The 16222-nt window shown below is 68.9% G+C and carries 16 protein-coding genes; 11 read left to right on the forward strand and 5 right to left on the reverse strand.

Features of this window, described 5'->3' with window-relative positions:
* Nucleotides 1-70: 70 nt before the first annotated feature.
* A complete protein-coding gene (locus tag FHQ07_RS13535) occupies nt 71-862 on the reverse strand; it encodes a cytochrome C assembly family protein (RefSeq protein ID WP_139717537.1) in 792 nt (263 codons plus the stop codon).
* Nucleotides 863-926: 64 nt separating this feature from the next.
* Here FHQ07_RS13535 and ffh point away from each other — a divergent pair, with 64 nt between their 5' ends.
* The 10 genes from ffh (at nt 927) to FHQ07_RS14410 (ending at nt 8855) form a co-directional block, all read left to right on the forward strand.
* Nucleotides 927-2297 carry a signal recognition particle protein gene (gene ffh, locus FHQ07_RS13540; RefSeq protein ID WP_139717539.1) on the forward strand — a complete coding sequence of 457 codons (1371 nt, stop codon included), beginning with the start codon at nt 927-929 and terminating at the stop codon, nt 2295-2297.
* 62 nt (nt 2298-2359) lie between these two features.
* Nucleotides 2360-3421 (forward strand): YjgN family protein, encoded by a 1062-nt coding sequence (locus FHQ07_RS13545; RefSeq protein WP_168191574.1) that lies wholly within the window; start codon nt 2360-2362, stop codon nt 3419-3421.
* Nucleotides 3421-4449 (forward strand): M48 family metallopeptidase, encoded by a 1029-nt coding sequence (locus tag FHQ07_RS13550; RefSeq protein WP_139717543.1) that lies wholly within the window; start codon nt 3421-3423, stop codon nt 4447-4449. Before FHQ07_RS13545 ends, FHQ07_RS13550 begins: the two co-directional genes overlap by 1 nt.
* 86 nt (nt 4450-4535) lie before the next feature.
* Complete coding sequence (gene rpsP, locus FHQ07_RS13555) at nt 4536-4784, forward strand: 30S ribosomal protein S16 (protein ID WP_139717544.1); 249 nt, start codon at nt 4536-4538, stop codon at nt 4782-4784.
* Nucleotides 4785-4821: 37 nt separating this feature from the next.
* On the forward strand, nt 4822-5343 hold the full coding sequence (gene rimM / locus FHQ07_RS13560; RefSeq protein ID WP_139717546.1) for a ribosome maturation factor RimM: 522 nt from the start codon (nt 4822-4824) through the stop codon (nt 5341-5343).
* Between the two features lie 11 nt (nt 5344-5354).
* The gene (gene trmD / locus FHQ07_RS13565) at nt 5355-6125 is read left to right on the forward strand and encodes a tRNA (guanosine(37)-N1)-methyltransferase TrmD (protein WP_139718105.1); all 771 of its coding nucleotides are present in this window, start codon (nt 5355-5357) and stop codon (nt 6123-6125) included.
* A gap of 164 nt (nt 6126-6289) precedes the next feature.
* Nucleotides 6290-6712 (forward strand): 50S ribosomal protein L19, encoded by a 423-nt coding sequence (gene rplS, locus FHQ07_RS13570; RefSeq protein ID WP_139717548.1) that lies wholly within the window; start codon nt 6290-6292, stop codon nt 6710-6712.
* Between the two features lie 72 nt (nt 6713-6784).
* The gene (locus FHQ07_RS13575; RefSeq protein WP_139717550.1) at nt 6785-7192 is read left to right on the forward strand and encodes an RNA-binding S4 domain-containing protein; all 408 of its coding nucleotides are present in this window, start codon (nt 6785-6787) and stop codon (nt 7190-7192) included.
* 87 nt (nt 7193-7279) lie between these two features.
* Nucleotides 7280-7969: a peptidoglycan-binding protein gene (locus tag FHQ07_RS13580; RefSeq protein ID WP_139717552.1), complete on the forward strand. Its 690-nt coding sequence runs from the start codon at nt 7280-7282 to the stop codon at nt 7967-7969.
* A 145-nt stretch (nt 7970-8114) separates the two neighbouring features.
* Entirely contained in the window at nt 8115-8855 is a 741-nt protein-coding gene (locus FHQ07_RS14410; protein WP_206202325.1) for a peptidoglycan-binding protein, read from the forward strand.
* Between the two features lie 48 nt (nt 8856-8903).
* Here the strand turns inward: FHQ07_RS14410 and katG are convergent, their stop codons facing one another.
* A complete protein-coding gene (gene katG, locus FHQ07_RS13590; RefSeq protein WP_139718108.1) occupies nt 8904-11153 on the reverse strand; it encodes a catalase/peroxidase HPI in 2250 nt (749 codons plus the stop codon).
* A gap of 178 nt (nt 11154-11331) precedes the next feature.
* Entirely contained in the window at nt 11332-11946 is a 615-nt protein-coding gene (locus FHQ07_RS13595; protein WP_139717554.1) for a DUF937 domain-containing protein, read from the reverse strand.
* Between the two features lie 223 nt (nt 11947-12169).
* Between FHQ07_RS13595 and FHQ07_RS14610 the strand changes: the two genes are divergently transcribed.
* Nucleotides 12170-12304 carry a hypothetical protein gene (locus FHQ07_RS14610; RefSeq protein WP_425476923.1) on the forward strand — a complete coding sequence of 45 codons (135 nt, stop codon included), beginning with the start codon at nt 12170-12172 and terminating at the stop codon, nt 12302-12304.
* A 45-nt stretch (nt 12305-12349) separates the two neighbouring features.
* On the opposite strand, the gene FHQ07_RS13600 is transcribed toward FHQ07_RS14610, so the two are convergent.
* Both FHQ07_RS13600 and mutS read right to left on the reverse strand, forming a co-directional pair.
* Nucleotides 12350-13141, reverse strand: a complete 792-nt coding sequence (locus FHQ07_RS13600; RefSeq protein WP_206202326.1) for a serine hydrolase domain-containing protein — start codon at nt 13139-13141, stop codon at nt 12350-12352.
* Nucleotides 13142-13589: 448 nt separating this feature from the next.
* Nucleotides 13590-16154, reverse strand: coding sequence for a DNA mismatch repair protein MutS (gene mutS / locus FHQ07_RS13605; RefSeq protein ID WP_139717557.1), 2565 nt, complete (start codon nt 16152-16154; stop codon nt 13590-13592).
* Nucleotides 16155-16222 lie beyond the last annotated feature (68 nt).

The raw sequence follows: 16222 nt of genomic DNA on the forward strand, positions 1-16222 counted from the left end.
ATATTGCCCGCCCATGCAATAGTTGTCAATGCAAATATTATCGCTGCAAACGTATTCGCGGCGGCTGCATTCAGCTTGCTCGGTGCAGGACCAGTTCCAGCACGAACTTGCTGCCGAAGAAGGCCAGCAGCAGCAGGACCATCGCCGCCAGCGTCCAGCGCACCGCGGTGGCGCCGCGCCAGCCGAAGCGCCAGCGGCCGAGCAGCAAGGCGCCGAATGCCAGCCACGAGAGCACGCTCAGCACGGTCTTGTGCACCAGGTGCTGGGCCAGCAGGTCGTCGACGAACAGCACGCCGGTCAGCAGCACCGCGCCCAGCAGCACGAAACCGACGCTGATGGTGCGGAACAGCAGGGTTTCCAACTCTGTGAGCGGCGGCAGCGCGCGCAGCCAGCGGTGGAATTCGCGGCGGCGCAGCGCGCGTTCCTGCGCCCACAGGAAGATCGCCAGCAGCGCGGCGATGGCCAGGGTGGCGTAGGCCAGCAGGGCCAGCCAGGCATGCAGCAGCAATCGCCAGTCCAGCGGCTCCGGCTTAGTCGCATGACCGTACAGCGAATAGCCCAGCAAGGTCAGCGCGGCCAACGGGAAGACCACCACGCCGAGTGCGCGCATGCGCCCGGAGGCGCCGACGATCGCGGTCAGGATCGCCATGCCGAGGCCGGCCAGCGACAGCGCCGCGAAGAAATGCAGGTCGGTGATGCCGCTGCCGCGCCAGGCCAGGTAGTGGGTCGCGCCATGCAGGAGCAGGGCCAGGTTGGCGGGCAGCAGCCAGCTTCGCGAGGCGTCATCGTCGCGCTGGACCGAAGCGACCAGCCAGCCCGAGGCGACCAGGTACAACGCGATGGCGATGAGAACGATTGTCATCGATCCAGTGTCGCACAAAGGCTGCCCGCTATAATCGCGGGCCGTTTCTCTTGCGCAGCCCACGATGTTCGAATCCCTGACCCAACGCCTGTCCGGCACCTTCGAACGCCTGCGCGGACGTGGCCGCCTGACCGATTCCAACATCAGCGAAGCCGTGCGCGAAGTGCGCATCGCCCTGCTGGAAGCGGACGTCGCGCTGCCGGTGGTGCAGGCGCTGATCCAGCGGATCAAGGTGCGCGCGGTCGGCCAGGAAGTGATGCGCTCGCTGACCCCGGGCCAGGTGCTGGTGCGCATCGTGCGCGACGAACTGGCCGCGGTGATGGGCGCGCAGGCGTCCGACCTGAACCTCAACGTGCCGGCGCCGGCGGTGATCCTGATGGCCGGCCTGCAGGGCGCGGGCAAGACCACCACCGTGGCCAAGCTCGCCAAGCACCTGAAGGAAAAGCGCAAGAAGAAGGTGATGGTGGTCAGCGCCGACGTCTATCGTCCGGCCGCGATCGAGCAATTGCAGACGCTGGCCGGGCAGGTCGGTGCGCTGTTCTTCCCGTCGGATGCGTCGCAGAAGCCGGAAGCGATCGTCAAGGCGGCGATCGACGACGCCCGCAAGTCGTTCGCCGACGTGCTGATCGTCGATACCGCCGGCCGCACCAGCATCGACGACGCGATGATGGCGGAGATCAAGGCGCTGCACGGTGCGGTCAATCCGGTCGAAACCCTGTTCGTGGTCGATTCGATGACCGGCCAGGACGCCGCGGTGACGGCGAAGCACTTCGGCGAGGCGCTGCCGCTGACCGGCGTGGTGCTGACCAAGACCGATGGCGATGCGCGCGGCGGCGCGGCGCTCTCCGTGCGTTACATCACCGGCAAGCCGATCAAGTTCATCGGCGTCGGCGAGAAGCCGGATGGCCTCGACGTGTTCCATCCGGACCGTGCCGCTGGCCGTATCCTCGACATGGGCGACGTGCTGTCGCTGGTCGAGCAGGTCGAGGCGCAGGTCGACCACGACAAGGCGAAGAAACTGGCGGAGAAGGTCGCCAAGGGCAAGAAGTTCGACCTCAACGACATGCGCGACCAGCTCGAGCAGATGCAGAACATGGGCGGCCTGCACGGCCTGATGGACAAGCTGCCCGGCGTCGGCCAGCTGCCGGAATCGGTGAAGCAGCAGGTCACCGGCAAGGAAGTGCCGCGGATGATCGCGATCATCAATTCGATGACGAAGAAAGAGCGCCGCAACCCCGACCTGCTCAACGGTTCGCGCCGCGCCCGCGTCGCCCGCGGCTCCGGCCTGACCCCGGCCGACGTCAACAAGGTGCTGAAGCAGTACCAGCAGATGGAAAAGATGATGGGCAAGCTGGGCCGCGGCGGCATGAAGGGCATGATGCGCGGGCTGAGCGGGATGATGGGCGGGCGCGGCGGCATGCCGCCGATGCGTTGATGCCGGCGACTCCGGGGGAAGGCACGATGAGCGAGGCAATCCCGGCGCAGCCGGCTGCTGCCATGGCTAGGACCGGGACCGGGCGGGTCGTGCGCCACCAGCCGGCGTTCGCCGGGCGCGCAGGCGAGTACTTCGGCATCTGGTTCGTCAACCTGCTGCTGGGCATCGTCACCCTCGGCATCTATTCGGCCTGGGCCAAGGTGCGCAGCGAGCGCTACTTCTACGGCAACACCACGCTTGCCGGTTCCAGCTTCGACTACCTCGCCGATCCGATCGCGATCCTCAAGGGGCGCCTGATCGCCTATGCGGTGGTGATCGCGCTGTTGCTGTCGTCGAAGTTCCTGCCGATCCTGTATTTCGCGCTGATCCTGGCCCTGTTCGCGCTGATGCCGCTGATCATCGTGCTGGGGCTGCGCTTCCGCGCGCGCAATTCGGCGTGGCGCGGGCTGAGCTTCCGTTTCGATCGCGAAGGCGGCGCGGCCTATGGCCCGTTCCTCGGCTGGCAGCTGCTCAGCGCGATCACCGGCACGTTGCTGTATCCGCTGATGAAACTGAAGCAGCACGAATTCGTCGCCGGCGGGCACCGGTTCGGCCGCAAGCGCTTCGAGTTCGCCGGCGACGCCTCGCGCTACTACCCGCCGTACCTGGTCGCGTTGGGCATCGGTGCCGGCCTGATGCTGGCGTTCGGGATCGCGTTCAGCGCGGCGATCTTCGCCGGCGTCCACGCGGCCGAGGGTCCGGCCGCGCAGGCGCTGGGCGTCGGGGTGGTCGCCGCGCTCGTGCTGTTCTACGCCGGCATGTTCGCGCTCGGCATCTTCCTGCGCGTTCGCTACGCCAACCTGCTGTGGAACAACACCCGGCTCGGGCCGCACCGCTTCGAATCCAGCCTGCGCGTGCGCGACATGATGTGGCTGTACGCCAGCAACCTGGTCGCCATCGTCTGCACGCTCGGATTGGCCGTGCCATGGGCGATGATCCGGCTCGCGCGCTACCGCGCCGCGCACTTCGCCGTGCTTGCCGACGGCGGCATCGACGATTTCGTCCGCGACCAGGAGCGCGAGCATGCCGCGGCCGGCGCGGAACTGATCGACGCGCTCGACGTGGGCATCGACCTCGGCCTCTGATGCCGCTGCCGGCGACCTGGTACGACGGCGAGTCCAGCCGAGCCCGCGCGGTCCGGCTGGGCTGCGCGCAAGGCATGCTCCAGCTCGCCTTCGACGATGCCGAAACCCGGCAATGGCCGCTGGAATCGGTGGCGATCAATCCCCGCCTGGGCCGCACGCCGCGGATCCTGCGCCTGCCGGACGGTGCGCGGGTGGAGGTCGCCGATTCGCCGGAACTCGAGGCCTGGTTCCAGGGCGCGGGCGGGCGCATCGAGGGGTTCGCCGATTGGCTGGAGCGGCGCCGCGGCGCGATCATCGCCTCGGCCGCGCTGGTGCTGGCGGCGACCCTGCTGTTCCTGCGTTTCGGCATGCCGTGGCTCGCCCGCGAAGTCGCCGAGCGCATGCCGCCGGCGATCGAGCGCCATGCCAGCGACCAGGTGGTGGCGATGCTCGAGCGCATCCATTTCAAGCCGAGCCAGGTGCCCGCCGCGCGTCGCGCAAGCCTGGATCGGCGCTTCCGTGCGCTGGTGGCGGGCGAGCCGCGTTCCGCCGGGATGCGCCTGTCGATCGTGCGCGCGCCCGGCATCGGCCCGAATGCCTTCGCCTTGCCGGATGGCCGCATCTTCGTCACCGACGAATTGATCGGCCTGGCCGAAACCGACGAGGAGGTGCTGGCGGTGCTCGCCCACGAAGCCGGGCACCACGTGCATCGCCACGGCATGCGCGGGGCGCTGGAAAGCTCCTCGGTGTTCGTCATCGCCGGCTTGCTGTTCGGCGACGCGTCGGGCTCGTCGCTGGCGGTGTCGATCCCGGCCACCCTGCTGATCAGCGGTTTCTCGCGCGGCTACGAGCGCGAGGCCGACGCCTATGCCTTCGAACTGCTGCTGCGCCGCGGGCAATCGCCGAAGGCGTTCGCCTCGATGATGCGGCGGCTGTCCGCCGGTGTTCCCAAAGGGCTGGAGCAGGGGGCGGTCGGTTATCTGTCCACCCATCCGCCCAGCCCGGAGCGCATCGCCGCCGCGGAGCGAGCGGCGGCGGCCCGTCGCTGAGTCGGGCTTTGCCTCGCCGGATCAAGGCGTTATACTTGCCGGCTTACCCGGCCATTCCGGCCGCTGGGCTCCACCGAGAAACCGCAATGGTCAAGATCCGCCTTACCCGTGGCGGCGCCAAGAAGCGCCCCTTCTACCACATCATCGTCACCGACAGCCGCAGCGCGCGCGACGGCCGCAACATCGAGCGCGTGGGTTTCTACAACCCGGTCGCGCAGGGCGCCGAGAAGCGCATCGAGCTGGACCTGGACCGCGTCAAGCACTGGGTCGACAACGGCGCGCAGCTGACCGACAAGGTCGCCGACCTGTACAAGCAGGCCGCCAAGGCCGCCTGACGCCGCAGCCGCCCGTGATGCGGGCGGCGCTGCTTCCATGAACGCACCGGACAGCCGCCAGCGGATGATCACCGTGGGCCGGTTGCACGGTGCGTTCGGCGTGCGCGGCGAAGTGAAGCTGGAAAGCTTCACCGACCCGTTGCGCGCCATCGGCAAATACCAGCCCTGGACCCTGCGCGACGCCCGCGGCGTCGAGCGCACCTGCGAAGGCGTGCGCGTGCGCGAGGGCGGCAAGGGCCTGATCGCGACGATGCCCGGCATCGAGGACAAGGACGCCGCCGATGCACTGCGCGGTACGGAGGTGCTGGTGCCGCGTTCGGCATTGCCGCCGCCGGCGGACGGCGAGTACTACTGGGTCGACCTGGAAGGCCTGCGCGTGGTGAATGTCGAAGGCGTGGATTTCGGCATCGTTTCGCATCTGTTCTCGACCGGCGCCAACGATGTGCTGGTCGCGCAGGGCGAACGCGAGCGGATGATCCCGTTCGTGCTGCCGGACTACATCCGCAGCGTGGATTTCGCTGCCGGCATCGTCACCGTCGATTGGGACGCGGACTTCTGAGGTCGATGCCGATGCGCTTCGACATCGTCAGCCTGTTCCCCGAATTCGTCGCCCAGCTGGCCGCGCACGGCGTGGTCGGGCGTGCCGGCGAGCGCGGGCTGCTGTCGATCCACGGCTGGAACCCGCGCGACCATGCCGAGGGCAATTACCGCCGGGTCGACGACCGCCCGTTCGGCGGCGGCCCGGGCATGGTGATGCTGATCGACCCGCTGCGCGCCACGCTGCGCGCCGCCCGCGAGGCCGATCCGGCGCCGGCGAAGGTGGTCTACCTCAGCCCGCAAGGCCAGCGCCTGACCCAGGCGAAAGTCCGCGAACTGGCCGCGCTGCCGCGCCTGGTCCTGCTCTGCGGCCGCTACGAGGGTGTGGACGAGCGCCTGCTGCAGGCCGAGGTGGACGAGGAAATCTCGATCGGCGACTACGTGCTGTCCGGCGGCGAACTGGCGGCGGCGGTGCTGGTCGATGCCGTGGCCAGGCTGCAGGACGGCGCGCTGAACGACGCCGAATCCGCGGTGCAGGACAGTTTCGAGGGCGATGGCCTGCTGGATTGCCCGCACTACACCCGCCCGGTCGAGCACGAGCTGGGCTCGGTGCCGGAAGTGCTGCTGTCCGGCAACCATGCCGGGATCGCCCGCTGGCGCCGGCAGCAGGCGCTGGGCCGCACCTGGCTGCGCCGGCCCGACCTGCTGGACGAGGCGGCGCTGTCCAGGGCCGACCGCGGCCTGCTGGAGGGCTTCCGGGCGCAATACGCGGCCGCCCTGCAGGACGCCGGCGAGGACGCCTAAGCCCCTAGCGCGCAAGGAAAAAATGCCGTTATAATGCGCGGCTTCGCTTCACCCCGATCCATCGCTACACCAGTGCCATGACGCGGGTCCACGTGCACTCGCGCATATAACGACTCCAACAGGCGCGTGCAGAAGCACGCACACACTGCAAACAGGTTGATCCCATGAACAAGCCCTCGATCCACACCCTGCTCCAGGATTTCGAAAGCGCGCAAATCACCCGCAAGCTTCCCGACTTCGGCCCCGGCGACACCGTCGTCGTCAACGTCAAGGTCAAGGAAGGCAACCGCGAGCGCGTGCAGGCGTACGAAGGCGTGGTCATCGGCAAGAAGAACGCCGGCCTGAACTCCGCGTTCACCGTGCGCAAGATCTCGCACGGCTTCGGCGTCGAGCGCGTGTTCCAGACCCACAGCGCCACCATCGACTCGGTGCAGGTCAAGCGCCGCGGCGACGTGCGCGCCAGCAAGCTGTACTACCTGCGCGGCCTGGAAGGCAAGAAGGCGCGCATCAAGGAAGACCTGGCCGGCAACGCCAAGGCCAAGGCTGCCGCGCTCGCCGCGGCGGCTGCCGAAGCCGCCGCCGAGTAAGGCGCGCATCGGCTGCTTCCCGCAACGGCCACCTCCGGGTGGCCGTTTGCATTCCGGGAGTCCGATGGGTCGATGACGATGCAGACCGAACCCGTCGCCAGCGTCCGCCTCGACCTGTGGCTGTGGGCGGCCCGTTTCTACAAGACGCGGGCATTGGCGAAGCATGCGATCGAGACCGGCAAGGTCGATCTCGGCGGCCAGCGCGCGAAACCCTCGCGCGGCGTGCGTGTCGGCGATGCGCTGGTGGTTGCGCGCGGCGAGGAGCGCTTCGAGCTGGAAGTCGCCGCCCTCAGCGACGTGCGCGGACCGGCCAGCGTCGCGCAGGCCCTGTACCGCGAATCGGATGCATCGAAAATCGCGCGCGAGCAGGCGCGGGCGGCGCGCGCCGCCGAGCGCGCCGGCTTCCGCCCGCCGGAAACCAGGCCGGACAAGCGCGCGCGCCGGCTGATCCGCGCGCTGGGCGACATCGACGCGCTTTGAAGCCGGGCGGCCTATCCCGGAAGGCGGATTGCCGGGTCGGATGCGCTTGCCGACACTGCCGCGTAAGGATCCCGCCCGGGAGGCGGCATGCAGACCCTGCGCCGCGGCAGCCGTGGCATCCACGTGGAGTTCATGCAGCGCCTGCTGGTGCGCGCGGACACCCGCGAGCATGCGGACTACCCGTACTTCGGCAGCGACGGCCGGTTCGACGGCGAAACCGATCGCGCGGTGCGCGCGTTCCAGCGTCGGCATCCGGGGCTGGTGGTGGACGGCATCGTCGGCCCGCAAACATGGACGGCGCTCGGCTTGCGCAACCAGCGCGAGCATCCCATCCAGCGGCATGGGCAGCCCACCGGCATGAGTTGCTGGGCGACCGCCGCCGGGATGATCGATGCGAGCAATTACGCGACGCCGGACGGCGTGGCGTTGGGCACGACGGGCGGCCTTGCGCCGGAATTCGAGAACATCGAGGCCTTCGCCCGCCATCTCGGCTGGCGCATGCCGGATCACACGCCGGACGTGGGTGAGCTGGTCGCGCTGTTGATGCGCACGCCGCTGTGGATCGGCGTCCAGCACGCCACCGGCCGCCATGCGGTAGTGCTGAGCGGCGTCTACAGCGACGGCGATGCCTCGGGCCAAGGCACCATGGTGCGCATCCACGATCCGTGGCCGGTGGGGCATGGGGCGGTCTACGGCAGCTTCGTCAGCCCGATCATCCTGCGCGACGGCAGTTACCGCGCGCCGGCTTCGCTGGAATACCTGCTGATCCCGCCCTGAGCGATCGCTCCGGCACCGCCCGTAGGCGATAGGCCGAAGCGCTTATCGGGCGCCGGCCGCGGCATCGGCGCTACCTCGTATTGGGAATGGCGCGCGCAAGGCGCCCGCCGCAGCATTGCGCACCATCACTCGAGGGATGCGCACGATGACTGTCACGGTGTTGAGGCTCGGCTCCAGGGGCGAGCAGGTACGCAGGCTGCAGGAAGCGTTGAACCGGAAACTGCCCGGTACCACGCTCAGCGTCGACGGCGATTTCGGCAGCCGCACGCTGGCCGCGGTGCGCCGTTACCAGGACGAAGCCTGGCTGGTGGTGGACGGCGAGGCGGGGCAGTGCACCCAGAATGCGCTGTTCGATGCCGAGGCCTACGCGCCGGCCCGGCATGTCCGTCCGTTCATCCCGCAACCGACCAACAGCACCTGCTGGGCCGCGGCGACCGCCATGCTCAAGCGCAGCAGCGTGGGCGCGGTGAAGGCGGCCACGCCGTCGGACATGTGGGACGACACCAACGGCCTCTACAACCAGTCCGATGTGGCCAACTGGGTGCCGCAGACCGAGCGCTACGCGCGCGTGCACGGCCTGCGCTACTACCCGCCGTCTTCGTGGACGCCGCAGGGGTTCGCCGCGCTGGTGCGGCATGGGCCGGTGATGGTGGACACGCTGTGGAACGTCAGCGGCTACCTGACGCGCATACCCAGCGGCTACCAGGGCAGCCCGGGCCACATGACCTTGGTCGTGGGCGTGCGCGGCGACAACGATCCGAGCGGCATCGGCACCAGCCTGATGGTGTACGACCCGTGGGAGCCGAACGTGGGAAAGCGCTGGCGGGTGAGCTATCACCGCTGGGTCAGCGAAGTCAGCACCCGCACTTACCGCCTGTTCCAGTAGCGCGGCGGGCGAACGGCCGCATGCGCGTCCGTTCGCCGCCGGGCACCGCTATCGGTCGGCCAGGTCGAAGCGATCCAGCTCCATCACCTTGGTCCAGGCCGCGGCGAAATCCTGCGCGAACTTCAGCTCCGCGTCGGCGCTGGCATACACCTCGGCCAGTGCGCGCAGCACCGAGTTCGAGCTGAACGCCAGGTCCACGCGCGTAGCCGTCCATCTGGCGGCGCCGCTCTTGCGGTCGCGGCCTTCGTAGCGGTTCCGGCCGGTCGGCTTCCACTCGGTGGCCATGTCCAGCAGGTTGACGAAGAAGTCGTTGCTCAGCGTGCCCGGGCGGTCGGTGAGCACGCCGTCCCCCGATCCGTCGCTGTTCGCGCCGAGCACGCGCAGGCCGCCGACCAGCACGGTCATCTCCGGTGCGCTCAGGGTCAGCAACTGCGCCTTGTCCACCAGCAGGTGCTCGGCCGGGACCTCGGACGCGCCGGCGAGATAGTTGCGGAAGCCGTCGGCGAACGGCTCCAGCGGCGCGAACGAATCGACGTCGGTCTGCTTCTGGGTGGCGTCGGTGCGCCCCGGCGAGAACGCCACGCCGATGTCGTGGCCGCCGTCCTTCGCGGCTTTTTCGATGGCTGCGCCGCCGCCCAGCACGATCAGGTCGGCCAGCGAGACCTTCTTGCCGCCGCCGGCATCGAGGTTGAATTCCATCTGGATGCGCTCCAGCGCTTTCAGCACCTTGGCCAGCTGCTCGGGCCGGTTCGCCGCCCAGTCCTTCTGCGGCGCCAGCCGCACGCGCGCGCCGTTGGCGCCGCCGCGCTTGTCGCCGCCGCGGAAGGTGGACGCCGAAGCCCATGCAGCAGACACCAACTCGGACACGCTCAGGCCGCTGGCGAGAATCTTCGCCTTCAATGCGCCGGCATCGGCGGCATCGATCAGCGGGTGATCCACTTCGGGAACCGGATCCTGCCAGATCAGTTCTTCCTTGGGCACTTCCGGGCCCAGGTAGCGCGCGCGCGGCCCCATGTCGCGATGGGTCAGCTTGAACCAGGCGCGGGCGAACGCTTCGGCGAAGGCCTGCGGGTTTTCGAGGAAACGCCGCGAGATCGCCCCGTACGCCGGATCGAAGCGCAGCGAGAGGTCGGTGGTCAGCATCTTCGGCCGCTGCTTCCGCGCCGGATCGTACGCATGCGGCACGTCTTCCGGCGCGTCCTTGGCCACCCACTGGTGCGCGCCGGCCGGCGATTTCTCCAGCTCCCATTCGAAGCCGAACAGGTTCTCGAAGAACTTGTTGCTCCACAGCGTCGGCGTCTGCGTCCAGGTCACCTCGATGCCGGAGGTGATGGTGTCGGCGCCCTTGCCGCTGCCGTACGCGTTGTGCCAGCCGAAACCCTGCGCTTCCAGTGCGCCGGCTTCGGGTTCGGCGCCCACGTTGTCGGCCGGGCCGGCGCCGTGGGTCTTGCCGAAGGTGTGGCCGCCGGCGATCAACGCAACGGTTTCCTCGTCGTCCATCGCCATGCGGCCGAAGGTCTCGCGGATGTCCTTCGCGGCCAGCAACGGATCGGGATTGCCGTCCGGGCCCTCCGGGTTCACGTAGATCAGGCCCATCTGCACGGCCGCCAGCGGGTTCTCCAGCCTGCGCGTGTGGCTGTCGCCATCGGCGCGATCGTCCGACACCAGCACCGCGGCCTCGCCCGGCTTGGAAACGCCCTCATCGCCGTGCGCATAGCGCTCATCGCCGCCCAGCCACTTGGTCTCGCGGCCCCAGTAGACGTCGAGGTCGGGTTCCCAGGTGTCCTCGCGGCCGCCGCCGAAGCCGAAGGTGCGGAACCCCATCGTCTCCAGCGCCACGTTCCCGGCCAGGATGATCAGGTCGGCCCAGGAAACGGCTTGCCCGTACTTGCGCTTGATCGGCCACAACAGCCGGCGCGCCTTGTCCAGGCTGACGTTGTCCGGCCAGCTGTTGAGCGGTGCGAAACGCTGTTGGCCACGGCCGCCGCCGCCGCGACCGTCGCCGATCCGGTAGGTGCCCGCACTGTGCCAGGCCAGGCGCACCATCAGGCCGCCATAGTGGCCGAAGTCCGCCGGCCACCAATCCTGCGAATCGGTCATGAGTTCGCGCAGGTCCTTCTTCAGCGAGTGGTAGTCGATGCTCTTGAATGCGCTGGCGTAGTCGAATGCTTCGCCCAGCGGGTTCGAGCGCGCACCGTGCTGGTTGAGCAGGTCGAGCCGCAGCTGGTTCGGCCACCAGTCGCGGTTGCCGGTGCCGGCGGTCTTGCTGTGGAAAGGGCATTTCGATTCGGTCGACACGGTCGGCTCCTGGCGGTTGCGGGTGGCTGCAGACACCATAGACTCCGTTGCGCGACAGTTGAAATCGAATGATCGAACGGTTTCGATAATCCCCGACTATCGAACCCGCAGGCATCGACCATGCCGAAGACGACAACGGCCGCATGCGCGGCCGTTGCGGGAGATCGGGCGAGGGCGCTCAGCCGCCGCCGCGCATCGCCCCCATGCCGACCTTGAGCAGGTCGCCGAGGCCGAGCTGGCCATCGCCATCCTGGTCGAGCACCGCGCCGAGCAGGCCGCCGCCGAGGCCGCCCTGTTGCTGCTGCACCTGGCGCTCCTGGCCGAGGATGTTGCCGAGGTCCTGCGGCGAGCCTTGCGCTGCGCCGCCGCCGAACATGCGCTTGGCGAGATAGGCCATCACGATCGGGGCGAGGATCTTCAGCAGCATCTGCGCCTTGTCGCTGCCGAGGCCGGTGGCCTGGCCCAGGCCGGCTTCGGCCTGTGGCTGCTGGCCGCCGAAGATGTGGCCGAGCTGGCCCAGACCGTCGGTCTGCCGGTTCTGCTGGCCGCCGAGCACCGCGCCGAGGATGTCGGCGATGCCGCCGCCGGACGCGTGGTCGCGGCCCAGCGCACCGAACAACGCATCCGCGCCGTCGGCCTGGCTGGTGTTGCGGCCCATCGCGCCCAGGATCATCGGCAGCGCCGCGGCGATCGCGCCGGCGGTCTGCGCCTGCCCGGTGCCGAGTTGCGAACCGATCTGCTGCACGTCGGCACGCGACAGCTGGGAGAAGATTTCATCGGTCAATGAACTCATCTTGTGTTCCTCGCAAGCGCCAGGCGGAATGATCCGCGGGACGGACACGGTAGCAGGACGCGACGCCGCGCAAGGGCTGTTCCGGGTTTTTTTTCGCATCGCGGGGCTCGTTATCCTGCGGCAGTCCCCCGCCATGCCATCGCCATGACCACACGCGCCGCGCGCCTGCTGCAGCTGCTGGACGAGTTGCAGCGCAGGCGCACGCCGGTGCCTGGCGTTCTAGATGCGGGTCGGTGCGCTGGAGTCGCGGCCGGCCTTCGTCGAGTTCGTGCAGCGGCATATCGGCCGTCCGGCCGCCCAGCGTGCCAATGCGCGCGATACCGCCCTGGCCGCCGAGCATCCGCCGCTGTCGGCGTGACCGCACCCGCCTCGCGCGGCAAGGGCACTGCCGGCATCGGTCGGGCTACTGCGCCGTGGCGGTGACCCAGGCCTTGCGTATCAGCCGGCCGCACTGGGCGGAACGATAGCCTTCGCCCAGGCTCTGGTCGGGATCCTGGCCCGACGTCGCCTGCTTGCGGGCGACGATGCCGTACCAGGTCTTGCTGGCATCGATCCAAGGATAGAAACCGAAGGCGCCGGCGCTGCTGAACGCCCCGTCGCCGACGATCGGATCGGCCTCGACCCAGTGGCCCAGCGAGTAGTTCCAGCTTTCGGTGGTCGGCACGGGTGTATTGACCGCTTGCAGGCAGGTCGCCGGGTTGGTGCACACCGCGTGGGTGCCGAGCAGGGCGCCGAGTGCCAGTTGCCCGCCGAGCAGCCTGCGCAGGAACAGCGCGTAGTCGTCGGCGGTGGTGTAGATCCCGCCGGCCAGTTGCGGCTGCGTGTAGATCAGCGCGATGTCGTTGCCGACCTTGGCGCGGATCTCCGCGGCGAGGCCGTCGTTGCGCAACGCGCCCAGACCGATCGTACTCGCGTGCTTTTCCATGTGGCCGCCGCCGTAGGAGAACAGCCCGTCGGTGGCCGGGTGGTAGACGCCGTTGTTGCCGAAGGCGACGCACTCGTCGACGCTTTGCCCCTGCTGGCAACCGTTGAAGCTGCTGTAGCCGCTGCGGAAATTCAGGAACTTGATGTCCTGTGCGGTGAGCAAGCCCGTGCGTACTTGGGCCACGTAGGCGGCGAAGATCCATTTCGATGCCGATGCGATGGCCATCGGCGTGTCCGCCTTGTACACCGTGGCATCGGTCGCCGAGTTCACCGAGCCCGCGGCGAGGCTCGCGGACCTGTCGCCGATTTCCCAATAGAACGGCCGGATCGCCGCGCACGCGTTGCTGCCGCTCTGCGCGGTCGCGGTGGACGCCGCACTGCGTTGCGCATTGCTGGGCGGCGGGACAGGCGGAGGCGGTTGCGAGGGAGGCGGCAGCGGCGGAGCCGGCGAAGACGCACCGCCGCCACCGCATCCCTGCAGGCATGGCAGGAGCAACATCAACAGGAAGGCGTGGCGCTGCGCTGGCCGCGGCAAGCGAATCCGGGTCATGCAAAACCTCTGTGGTTGGATGCGCTGCGATGGACAGCGCTTATCGCAACTAACGCCTTCTTGCGCAGGCGGTTGACGGGCGGTCATCGCGCAGCGCCATGCGATCCGCGATCGGTTCGTCCGCAGGCACCGCCGCGGCATCCGGGTTTGCAGGCCGGTGGCGCGCGGTTCAGCCCAGCGCTTTCAGCCGATACAAGGCCTCCAGCGCCTGCTTCGGCGTGAGATCGTCCGGATCGATCGCGGCCAGTGCGTCGAGCGCCGCCGATTGCGGCGAGAACAGGCCGAACTGCTGCGGCGAATCCAGCGCCGGCGCACTCATCGGCACCAGCGGCGCATCGCGGTTCTGCGATTCCAGTTCGGCCAGCCGCGCGCGCGCCTGCTGCAGCGCGGCCTTCGGCAGGCCCGCCAGTGCCGCAACCTGCAGCCCGAAGCTGCGGTTTGCAGGTCCCGGCCGCACCGCGTGCATGAACACCAGCGCATCGCCGTGTTCGACCGCATCCAGGTGCAGGTTGGCGATGCCGCTGCCGGGTTCGGCCAAGGCGGTCAGTTCGAAATAGTGCGTCGCGAACAAGGTGTAGCTGCGATTGCTCGCCGCCAGTTGCCGCGCGACCGCGTCCGCGAGCGCGAGGCCGTCATAGGTGGACGTGCCGCGGCCGATCTCGTCCATCAGCACCAGCGACTGTTCGGTGGCGTGGTGGAGGATGTAGGCGGTCTCGCTCATCTCGACCATGAAGGTCGATTGCCCGCGCGCCAGGTCGTCGCCGGCGCCGATGCGGGTGAGGATGCGGTCGATCGGGCCGATGGTCGCCTTCGCCGCCGGCACGAAGCTGCCGATGCAGGCCAGCAGCACGATCAGCGCGTTCTGCCGCATGAACGTGCTCTTGCCGCCCATGTTCGGGCCGGTGATCACGTACATGCGGGTGGCGTCGTCGAACACCAGGTCGTTGGGTTCGAACGGCGCGTCGCGCACTGCTTCCACCACCGGATGGCGGCCGCGTTCGATGGCGATGCCCGGTGTGTCGCGCAACTGCGGCATCGTCCAGTCCAGCGATTGCGCGCGTTCGGCGAAACCGGCGAAGACATCGAGTTCGCTCAGCGCGCCCGCGCAGCGGCGCAGCGGTTCCAGCTGCTCGTTGAGCAGGTCGAGCAGGCCGTCGTACAGCAGCTTCTCGCGGGTGAGCGAGCGGTCGCGCGCGGACAGCACCTTGTCCTCGAAGCCCTTCAGTTCCTCGGTGATGTAGCGCTCGGCGCCGGTCAGGGTCTGCCGCCGCGTGTAGTGCACCGGCGCCTTGTCGGCCTGGCCCTTGCTGATCTCGATGTAGTAGCCGTGCACGCGGTTGTAGCCGACCTTGAGGGTGGCGATGCCGGTGGCCTCGCGCTCGCGCGCTTCCAGGTCGATCAGGAATTGGTCCGCGTTGGTCGACAGCGTGCGCAGCTCGTCCAGCTCGAAATCGTAGCCCTCGAGGATCACCCCGCCGTCGCGCGCCAGCAGCGGCGGTTGCGGCACGATGGCCGAGCGCAGCAGGTGCGCGGTCGCATCGTGTTCGCCGAGTTCGTCGTGCAGGGCGCGCAGGCGTGGCGAATCCAGCGACGCCAGGATCTCGCGCACGGCGGGCAGCAGCGACAGGCCGTCGCGCAGGGTCGAGAGGTCACGCGGGCGCGCGCTGCGCAGGGCGACGCGCGAGAGGATGCGTTCGAGGTCGCCTAGGCCGCGGAAGGCTTCGCGCAGCAGGTCGTCGGCGCGATGCTCGATCAACGTGGCCACTGCGTGATGACGCTCGCCGACGGTCTGCCGGTTGCGCAGCGGGCGATTCAACCAGCGCCGCAGCAGGCGCCCGCCCATCGGGGTGATGGTGGAATCGAGCACGCCGAGCAGGGTCGCGCGCGCATCGCCGTCGATGCGCGAATCCAGTTCGAGGTGGCGGCGGGTCGCGGCATTCATCGCCACCGCTTCGTCGCTGGTTTCCAGGGCGATCGCGCGCAAATGCGGCAGGCGCTGCTTCTGGGTTTCCTCGATGTAGCCGAGCAAGGCGCCGGCGGCGGCGATCGCGCGCGGCTTGTCGTCGATGCCGAACGCGGTCAGGTCGTGCACGCCGAAGAACTGCAGCAGCTGGCGGCGGCCGGAGTCGGCATCGAACAGCCACGGTGCGCGGCGGCGCAGGCCGCGCGCTTCCAGCACCGCCTCGGGCCAACCCTCTTCGTCGGCGATCAGGGTTTCCGCCGGTTGCAGGCGGGCGAGTTCGGCTTCCAGCGCGTCGTCGTTGTCGACTTCGTTCGCCCGCAGGCGGCCGCTGGCGAGATCCGCCCAGGCCAGTCCGTAGCCGTGCTTGAAACGGCTGATCGCCAGCAGCAACGTGTCGCGGCGTTCGTCGAGCAGGGCTTCGTCGGTGACCGTGCCCGGGGTGACGATACGCACTACCTTGCGTTCGACCAGACCCTTGGCCAGTGCCGGGTCGCCGATCTGTTCGCAGATCGCCACCGACTCGCCCAGCGCCACCAGCCGCGCCAGGTAGCCCTCGTAGGCGTGGTGGGGCACGCCGGCCATCGGGATCGGCTGGCCGGCGGAACTGCCGCGCTGGGTCAGGGTGATGTCCAGCAGGCGCGCGGCCTTGCGCGCATCGTCGTAGAACAGTTCGTAGAAATCGCCCATCCGGAAGAACAGCAGGACGTCCGGGTGCTCCGCCTTGGCGGCGAAGAATTGGCGCATCAGCGGCGTGTGTTGCTCGAGGGACATGCGCAAGCGTGGGCGAGGGGCCGGATAGTGTGCCCGATCCACCCCGCGCACCCATCGTTCCGGCTGTA

The organism is Thermomonas aquatica (assembly GCF_006337105.1).
Classification (GTDB): Bacteria; Pseudomonadota; Gammaproteobacteria; order Xanthomonadales; family Xanthomonadaceae; genus Thermomonas; species Thermomonas aquatica.